Source organism: Succinivibrio dextrinosolvens DSM 3072 (genome assembly GCF_900167015.1).
Lineage (GTDB): Bacteria > Pseudomonadota > Gammaproteobacteria > Enterobacterales > Succinivibrionaceae > Succinivibrio > Succinivibrio dextrinosolvens.
This window is the reverse complement of sequence record NZ_FUXX01000069.1, coordinates 1-7086: the sequence shown is the minus strand read 5'-3', so window position 1 is coordinate 7086 and position 7086 is coordinate 1. Positions and strand designations below refer to the sequence as shown.

The window sequence follows — 7086 nt, the reverse complement described above, 5'->3', positions numbered from 1 at the left end:
TATAATCACGGTTTCAAAAGATTCAGACTGCGATCTAAAGCGAAGGTAATAATTGAATTTGGGCTTGTGGCTCTGGCTCATAATATAAGAAAATGGGCCAATATAAGAAATGAAATGAATGCGGTAATAAGTTAAAAAAGAACAAGAAATACCTTAAGCTTCCTACCTTATCTCTCTAAAAGTTCTAAAAATCTCCAATCAAAATAAATATCTCAACAAAATCGTATTTGAAAATTTCAATTCCCTAGAAATAACAAAATTCTATGTTTGAAAAATGAAAGAGGCTGACATACTTTTTAGCCAGCCTCTTCCGCTCAACAAACATTCAGGAATCTTTACTTAACATCTTTCTGATCAAATCCGCGTGGTCCATTTGCACGTGGAGGACGAGGTCCTTTTTCACCAAAGTCAGGTTTTGCGCATCTAACTTCAAGAATTTTGGTAACTTTCTCGTCATCAACCTTGGCAATAACCTCAATAGGCATATCCTTTTCTATATATGACCAATTGCGATCATCATCCAGTTCAACAATAATTGTGTCGTTGTTTTTATCGGTTAACTCAAACTTTTCATCTCCAAGATATTTAGTTAAACGACCTTTGATTCGTACAATATCATCTTCTTTACTGTCAGATAAAATCTGTTTTGCTGTCAGCTCATTAAGCTCAAGCCCAAATCCTCTAGGAAGATTGCTGTTTTTCATGTCGCATGCAATTCCCATCTGATTATGTCTGTAGCCATCATCATGGTATTTTCCATGTTGATTGTTATCTGCGACTGCGACACTTGATGCAAGGATAAAAGCTGCAGAAATAACGCCTAAGGTTGTTTTCTTCATGGTTACTTACCTCAACAATAATCTTGAATAAGATGATCTGAGTATAAAAATAGTAACTTAGCGAAAACTTATAGAAGATTACATAATATAATTATTGAGAATAATTCTTAATATGATTTTATTAACTTTTTGATATTAAAAAATAAAATCTAATAAGATAATTCGTACATATTATAGAAATATGTATGTATTTTATGTGGCTACAAAATAATATGTAGCGAAAAAAAAACGATAAAAATGTGATAGTTATTCCAAATTTCAACAAAACTACCTCATTTGTAAAAGTAGATGCATTTTTTAAGAATTTTTATATTATACTTAAGTCAAAGGTTAGAGATTGGAATCTGAATTCGATTTAAATCAGCTTCCGTTAAAGAATTTCTTCGAGAGGATACGATTATGACTATTGCTGTAGGTTCAACTTCATATGTAAACGCAATCAAGGGCACTGAGTTCGAAGGCATGTCAATTCAGATGATGGCTGCTATGGTTATGCTTGAGGTTGGCGCAACCAAGAAGAAGGAAGCTGAAAACAAGATTGCTGAAATGAAGGCTCAGAATGACAGAGCCAAGCAGCTGAATAATCTGCTTGACAGAATGAATGCTCAGCTTGGTGCTGTTACAAAAGATGGGGATGATGATAAAAAGAAGAGAGGTGAGATTCTTGGTCAGTTTTATGTTGAAGCCAGAGCTCTTGGTGTAGATACCTCCAATTGGGAATTCTCAAAGTATGAATTAAACAATGGTGTAGAGAAATATACGTTCAAAGGCAAAACAGCTGAACAGATAAGAGCCATAACCTCCCAGATTCAGCACATGGCTGAGAACTGCAACTCCGACAACCAGACTCAGATGGTTAAGCTGCAGGACTTCATGGGCCAGTACAACAGCTTTGTAAGCGGTGCAAGTGATCAGATTAAGAATGCAAATCAGATCCTGCAGGGACTTGCAAAGAACTAATAAGTATTCTTTTAATAAAGAAAGAGTGTCCGACAACAATGTTGGACATCTTTTTTTACGATATTTACTAATCTCTGAGGAGATCTAATTTAGATCTAATCTGAGGGTGAAACAATTTTTTCGATTATCTTGCTGTTAATTTAGTGCCATTATGAAATCTTCATTTAGAATGTTTTTTTTGATTTCATCTGCTTTAGTTAGCATGACTTTAACTGGTTGTGGAGAGAATTCTGCTAAGTTAGAGCCAAACAACTGGTACTGTCGTCCGGATAAGAGCCTTGTTGGATATAGTGCCAGTCCGGGAGCTAGACTTCAAAGATTGGAATTAGAGCACAAGATCGATGATGCTCAGAAATTCAGAGATAAGTGTGAGGCATTAAAACTAGGTTACTACAGTGACGAATACTCTACTTTGAAGAAGGAAGAGATTCAGGTTCTGACAGATAAAGAACAGCTCAAGACTAATGCTGAAAAGAGAAAAATGCTATTAGCAAAATGGCAGGAAGAAGCAGGTGTTAATCCTAAAGAATATTAAAAATTTCTATTGTCCTTCTTAACCCCGAATAGGGGATTTTTTTCGCCATAAATATCTTTTTTTTATTCTTTTAATTTTTTTTCACAAAATTTTTTTTAGTTCTCCCCTTTATAACCGCAAAAAAAAGAGTATTATGTCGCTTCGAAAAACATAAATGAATAATTTATTTTTCATCTAAAAAATATACTAAAGAATGATGCGGGCATGCAAAGCTGATTTGCATAGGATTTAAAATGAACTCTTATAGTGTTTTAAACGACTACGGAATTTTTCTATTCAGATTAAATGGAACAAGACAGTGTTATGCAGTACATGTAAGCAGAGTACAGGAAGTAATGCCTTGTCCAAGAATTACTGTAATGCCTAAGCTGCAGAAGCACGTTGTGGGTGTTGCAACCATACACAATACTGTTACTATTCCAGTAATTGATCTGGCTGAGATTCTGTGTGGTAGAAAGACTCAGAATATTAAGCAGAGTCTGATTGTAGTCGTTAAATCTGGTAATTCTAAGTTCGCTTTCCTTGCTTCAAAAGCAGATCGCATCATAAATATTAACGACAATGCTCTTCTTCCATCAGAAATCGACAGTTCAGATACCTATATGATTGGTGCTGTTCAGGAGGAGAATGAGCTAGTTGAACTGATTGATGTTGATAAGGTCATCAGTGACGTTCTAAATTCTAAATCAGAGAATGATTCTGCACAGGATATTCACTCTGAACAGGAAAAACTATACAGCGCAGGAATCTGCTAAACTGATCATCATTCATAAAAAAATAAAGGAGAGCATTAAATGCTCTCCTCAAACCTGACAATCTCTGATTTCTAATATTTTGAATATTTTTTTGCAAGTTTTAAGTACTTGTCTGTAATGTAACTATCATCCTTAAGATGATTTGCAATCCTGATGTTTGGATTCTGGGAAGGCATATCCTTCATAATCAGCATTAAACCTGCGGTTAGGGCTCTCTGAATCTTATGAATCTCACTCTTCTTGTTATCCTTGGCTTCAAACATAGAAAGCTGTTCATTTAGAGTATAGATTTTATGATCCTTTAGATCTTTAAGGCAGACGCTTTCACTAAAGTCTCTTCCGGTGTATTGTTTAAGGAATTTCTGATAGCTTGGAACCAGCTGAGCAGCATCTTCTCGCTGTTTTTCAACGGCTCTTATGTATACAGCCAGGAATTTTGCAACGGTATCCTCATTGTCCTTAAGGAAATTGTTATCAGCAAGGAACATGATAGGAATATACTCGTCAATATTGGCTGCGGTAGTAACCTTCTGATATCCGATATATTCAGATTCATAGGTATCAGGGGACCACAGACCGGCACCTTCAACATTCTTGTTCTCCATTTCCTTGAGAATCTCTGGTCCTGTAATATCCTTGACTACAACACTTGAGAAGTTCAGGTTGAAGATATCAAGCCAGGCTGCAAGGGTGTATGCACCTGAGGAGATGCCTTTTACCAGGAAAGTTTTTCCTTTGATGGTTTCTGGACTGCCACAGATTTCAGGATAATCCCTGTTGTAGCCTTTTACTTTAAGAATATCACTATCCTTTCTTACCATGACACTGGTTGATGGACCATCATCGCAAGCCATACCGATGATCTTCAGATCCATATTGCTGCTTCCGATAATGAAAGGAATACTGCTTGCAGCGGTAATATTCCATACATCTGGATTTTCACGGTGTTTGTTCATCACATCAACACCGTTTGTACGAGAAATCTCCAGCTTAATGTCGATGCCAAGCTCTTTATCCCATCCCTGTTCCTTTGCATACCACATCAGAAAACCTTCCTGTTCTAGGAACATTGTTGTCTTGACCGAAGGCAGATCATCAGCAAAGGATAATCCTGAAACAAGAACAGAACATAAAGAAAACGTCTTAATTAAACGAGTTAACTTGATCATGAAATCCTCTTTGTGTGTCAGGTTGTAAAGTTAAAAAGTTATTTTTTAATTGTCATGAGGAAGTGCGAAAAGTGATGATAAACAGCCCCTCAACCTTCAAGTTTAGTTGATTATTTATATTTAAATGTCGACCACAGCAAATATCTAACTATTTGATTAAGAAATTTTTTTATTTTCAGATAATTTTACAAAAACAGCATGGTAAGAAATAATGCAGGCTGAAATACGAGGGTGAAAATTTGCTATGATCTTTATCAAATCAAACAGAAAACACTTTTGGAGTAGATTTTTTCCTGTAAAGGAAAATTGTCATCATATGAAAATCGGAAAGCTAGCCTTCGTTCTCTTAACTTTTCTATCGGTTATGTTTTTCAATGGCTGCAGTAATGCTCCAAAGGCTAATGGGGAACATACGGTAATGATTCCAAATCCTTTTGTCTATGTTTCATCAATGGATGAAGCTGCTGCAGGTGCCGGTTTTGACTTCATATGTCCTCAGTCTGTTGATGGATATTCAAAAAAGGATATCTCGTACATTAAGAATATGCTTTTTCAGGTTGTATTCTCTGAGAGCGATAAAAAACTGTATCTGAGAAAAGCCAGGGGCAATGAAGATATCTCCGGTGATTACAGGTCCTATAACAAAACACTTCTTTCTAAGTTTGGCTCATATGACATCACCTTAAAGGGGAGAGATGATGGATTTAGTGTTGCCATCTGGTCACAAGCTAACTTCTCTTATGCAGTGACTTCAGATTCACCTTTGTCAGAAGAACAGATTTATTTCTTTGTTAAAAACATGAAATAGACATACATATACGTACTTTTTAATATCAGGTTTTTTCAAATGACAGAGCAGGAATTAAAAGAACAGATTTTAGCTGCTGTTTTAAAGGCTAAAGAGACTAATCCTCTTACACCATCGATTACAAATACAGTAACCATCAATTTTGTGGCAAATGCTCAGCTTGCAGTAGGCGGTTCTGCCGCCATGATTTATCTACCGGATGAAGCTGAAACTCTGGCCTCGATCGGTAGCAGCTTCTACATTAACATGGGAACACTTCTTCCTGTATATGCAGAAACTCTGCCTCGTGTTATCAGAGTATTAAAGGATAATAACAAACCATGGGTACTTGATCCTGTGGGAATAGGTGCCGGCGCTTTAAGACGCAGTCTTCTTCTGAGTATGAAAGAGTGTCCTCCATCGGTCATAAGAGGTAATGCATCTGAAATTATAGCCCTTGCAAATCTATGGGAACTTGATTCTGGAATTACAAGGGACGGTGTTCGAGGAGTTGATGCAACCGATTCTGTTGAGTCTGCAAGAAAAGCTGCGGTTGCTGTTGCAAGATTTACTCAAGGTTCAGTCTCAATTTCAGGTGAAGAGGATCTTGTAACCGATGGTAAGTATACAGTGATCCTAAAGGGTGGGTCTGCCATGTGTACAAAGATTACCGGAGCAGGCTGCTCTCTTGGAGGAGTCACTGCTGTTTATGCAGCGGTTGCGTCTCCTTTTGTTGCAGGTCTTACAGCATCAGCTGTATACAACATTGCATCAGAGAATGCTCAGAAAAACTGTTCAGGTCCAGCCTCATTCCAGGTTGCTTTTTTAGATAATCTTTACAGCATAACCAAAGAGCAGGTAGACAATAGTGAAATCTGTGTTGAAACAGAAGAGCTCTAAGATCAAATAGAATACATACAGGAGTAGAGATAATGAATACCTTGGTTGCAGTTGCAATTTCACCTTGCGGAACCGGAGATGAACTGTCATCAGACGTTGCAAAGGTTGTAGATGTCATCAGAAAATCAGGTCTTAAGAACAGAACCAACTCCATGTTTACTGAAATCGAAGGTGAATGGGATGAGGTAATGAAGACTGTAAAGGAAGCCACCATGATTTTAGCTGACAAGGGCATAAGAACAGAGGTTGTTCTAAAAGCAGATGTTCGTCCAGGCTATAAAGACATGATGGATGGCAAAATTGAAAGACTAGAAAAGAAGATTGCAAAGATAAATGAGTAACATTAGACAGAATCTTGATATCTCAGCTTATCTGGTTATAGGTCCAGAGAATACCAATAACCGTGATGTTGGGGAAATCGTAAAGGTGGCAGTTGAAAAAGGCTTTACCTGTGTGCAGGTAAGATCAAAGGTAGCATCTGCAAGAGAGATGATTGCTTTATGCAGAGACTGCGCAAAAGCTATCGCTGAGCTTGGTAAGTCCGATAGCGTGGCTCTTCTGGTTGATGACAGACTGGATGTGGTTTTAGCTGCAAGAGAAGAGGGTATTAAGGTTGACGGTATCCATGTTGGTCAGTCTGATATACCTGTTCATGTCTGCAGAAAGTTTTTAGGAGAGGATTCTATAGTAGGTCTTTCTGCTCCTACAACCAGTCTGATTGAATATGTGCAGAGTGCTGATGTTTCTGATATTGATTATTTCGGAGCTGGTCCTCTGCATGAAACCGCAACAAAGCCAGACTGTGGACTGGATGAAAACGGTGTTGTTATAACCAGATCCTTTGATGAATTAACAAAGCTAGCCTCAATCAGTCCTATTCCAGTCGTGGTCGGAGGTGGCGTAAAGACTAGAGATTTACCTGCTCTTAAAAAGACAGGTGTAGACGGCTTTTTCGTTGTATCTGCTGTTGCGTCTGCAGATGATCCTAAAAAAGCCTCAGAGGAGCTTGTTTCAACCTGGCTTGCATCTTAAAGCTTTCAGAAACAGAAGAGGCTGGCTAAAAAGTATGTCAGCCTCTTTCATTTTTCAAACATAGAATTTTGTTATTTCTAGGGAATTGAAATTTTCAAATACGATTTTG

10 protein-coding genes are annotated in these 7086 nt (G+C 37.5%); 8 read left to right on the top strand and 2 right to left on the bottom strand.

Annotation, left to right across the window (positions count from 1 at the left end; translation table 11 throughout):
• A partial coding sequence (locus B5D46_RS11550) for a transposase (RefSeq protein ID WP_143675683.1) occupies nt 1–135 on the top strand: 135 nt, incomplete at its 5' end.
• 200 nt (nt 136–335) lie between these two features.
• Here B5D46_RS11550 and B5D46_RS11545 read toward each other — a convergent pair.
• A complete protein-coding gene (locus tag B5D46_RS11545) occupies nt 336–839 on the bottom strand; it encodes a NirD/YgiW/YdeI family stress tolerance protein (protein WP_078929579.1) in 504 nt (167 codons plus the stop codon).
• A 399-nt stretch (nt 840–1238) separates the two neighbouring features.
• Between B5D46_RS11545 and B5D46_RS11540 the strand changes: the two genes are divergently transcribed.
• From B5D46_RS11540 to B5D46_RS11530, 3 genes are all read left to right on the top strand, one after another.
• Nucleotides 1239–1799 (top strand): hypothetical protein, encoded by a 561-nt coding sequence (locus tag B5D46_RS11540; protein ID WP_078929578.1) that lies wholly within the window; start codon nt 1239–1241, stop codon nt 1797–1799.
• Between the two features lie 151 nt (nt 1800–1950).
• The gene (locus B5D46_RS11535; RefSeq protein WP_143675682.1) at nt 1951–2334 is read left to right on the top strand and encodes a hypothetical protein; all 384 of its coding nucleotides are present in this window, start codon (nt 1951–1953) and stop codon (nt 2332–2334) included.
• Nucleotides 2335–2567: 233 nt separating this feature from the next.
• On the top strand, nt 2568–3089 hold the full coding sequence (locus B5D46_RS11530) for a chemotaxis protein CheW (RefSeq protein WP_078929576.1): 522 nt from the start codon (nt 2568–2570) through the stop codon (nt 3087–3089).
• Nucleotides 3090–3160: 71 nt separating this feature from the next.
• On the opposite strand, the gene B5D46_RS11525 is transcribed toward B5D46_RS11530, so the two are convergent.
• Complete coding sequence (locus tag B5D46_RS11525) at nt 3161–4258, bottom strand: ABC transporter substrate-binding protein (protein WP_078929575.1); 1098 nt, start codon at nt 4256–4258, stop codon at nt 3161–3163.
• Between the two features lie 316 nt (nt 4259–4574).
• Between B5D46_RS11525 and B5D46_RS11520 the strand changes: the two genes are divergently transcribed.
• The 4 genes from B5D46_RS11520 to B5D46_RS11505 are packed head-to-tail and all read left to right on the top strand — an operon-like array spanning nt 4575 to nt 6977.
• On the top strand, nt 4575–5066 hold the full coding sequence (locus B5D46_RS11520) for a hypothetical protein (RefSeq protein WP_078929574.1): 492 nt from the start codon (nt 4575–4577) through the stop codon (nt 5064–5066).
• Between the two features lie 39 nt (nt 5067–5105).
• Nucleotides 5106–5945 carry a hydroxyethylthiazole kinase gene (gene thiM, locus B5D46_RS11515; protein WP_078929573.1) on the top strand — a complete coding sequence of 280 codons (840 nt, stop codon included), beginning with the start codon at nt 5106–5108 and terminating at the stop codon, nt 5943–5945.
• Between the two features lie 32 nt (nt 5946–5977).
• A complete protein-coding gene (locus B5D46_RS11510) occupies nt 5978–6286 on the top strand; it encodes an MTH1187 family thiamine-binding protein (RefSeq protein WP_078929572.1) in 309 nt (102 codons plus the stop codon).
• Nucleotides 6279–6977 carry a thiamine phosphate synthase gene (locus tag B5D46_RS11505; RefSeq protein WP_078929571.1) on the top strand — a complete coding sequence of 233 codons (699 nt, stop codon included), beginning with the start codon at nt 6279–6281 and terminating at the stop codon, nt 6975–6977. Before B5D46_RS11510 ends, B5D46_RS11505 begins: the two co-directional genes overlap by 8 nt.
• Nucleotides 6978–7086 lie beyond the last annotated feature (109 nt).

Excerpts from the sequence above, each read along its gene's own strand:
- B5D46_RS11545 (WP_078929579.1), bottom strand. The coding sequence starts at position 839 with ATGAAGAAAACAACCTTAGGCGTTATTTCTGCAGCTTTTATCCTTGCA.
- B5D46_RS11540 (WP_078929578.1), top strand. The coding sequence starts at position 1,239 with ATGACTATTGCTGTAGGTTCAACTTCATATGTAAACGCAATCAAGGGC.
- B5D46_RS11535 (WP_143675682.1), top strand. The coding sequence starts at position 1,951 with ATGAAATCTTCATTTAGAATGTTTTTTTTGATTTCATCTGCTTTAGTT.
- B5D46_RS11530 (WP_078929576.1), top strand. The coding sequence starts at position 2,568 with ATGAACTCTTATAGTGTTTTAAACGACTACGGAATTTTTCTATTCAGA.
- B5D46_RS11525 (WP_078929575.1), bottom strand. The coding sequence starts at position 4,258 with ATGATCAAGTTAACTCGTTTAATTAAGACGTTTTCTTTATGTTCTGTT.
- B5D46_RS11520 (WP_078929574.1), top strand. The coding sequence starts at position 4,575 with ATGAAAATCGGAAAGCTAGCCTTCGTTCTCTTAACTTTTCTATCGGTT.
- thiM (WP_078929573.1), top strand. The coding sequence starts at position 5,106 with ATGACAGAGCAGGAATTAAAAGAACAGATTTTAGCTGCTGTTTTAAAG.
- B5D46_RS11510 (WP_078929572.1), top strand. The coding sequence starts at position 5,978 with ATGAATACCTTGGTTGCAGTTGCAATTTCACCTTGCGGAACCGGAGAT.
- B5D46_RS11505 (WP_078929571.1), top strand. The coding sequence starts at position 6,279 with ATGAGTAACATTAGACAGAATCTTGATATCTCAGCTTATCTGGTTATA.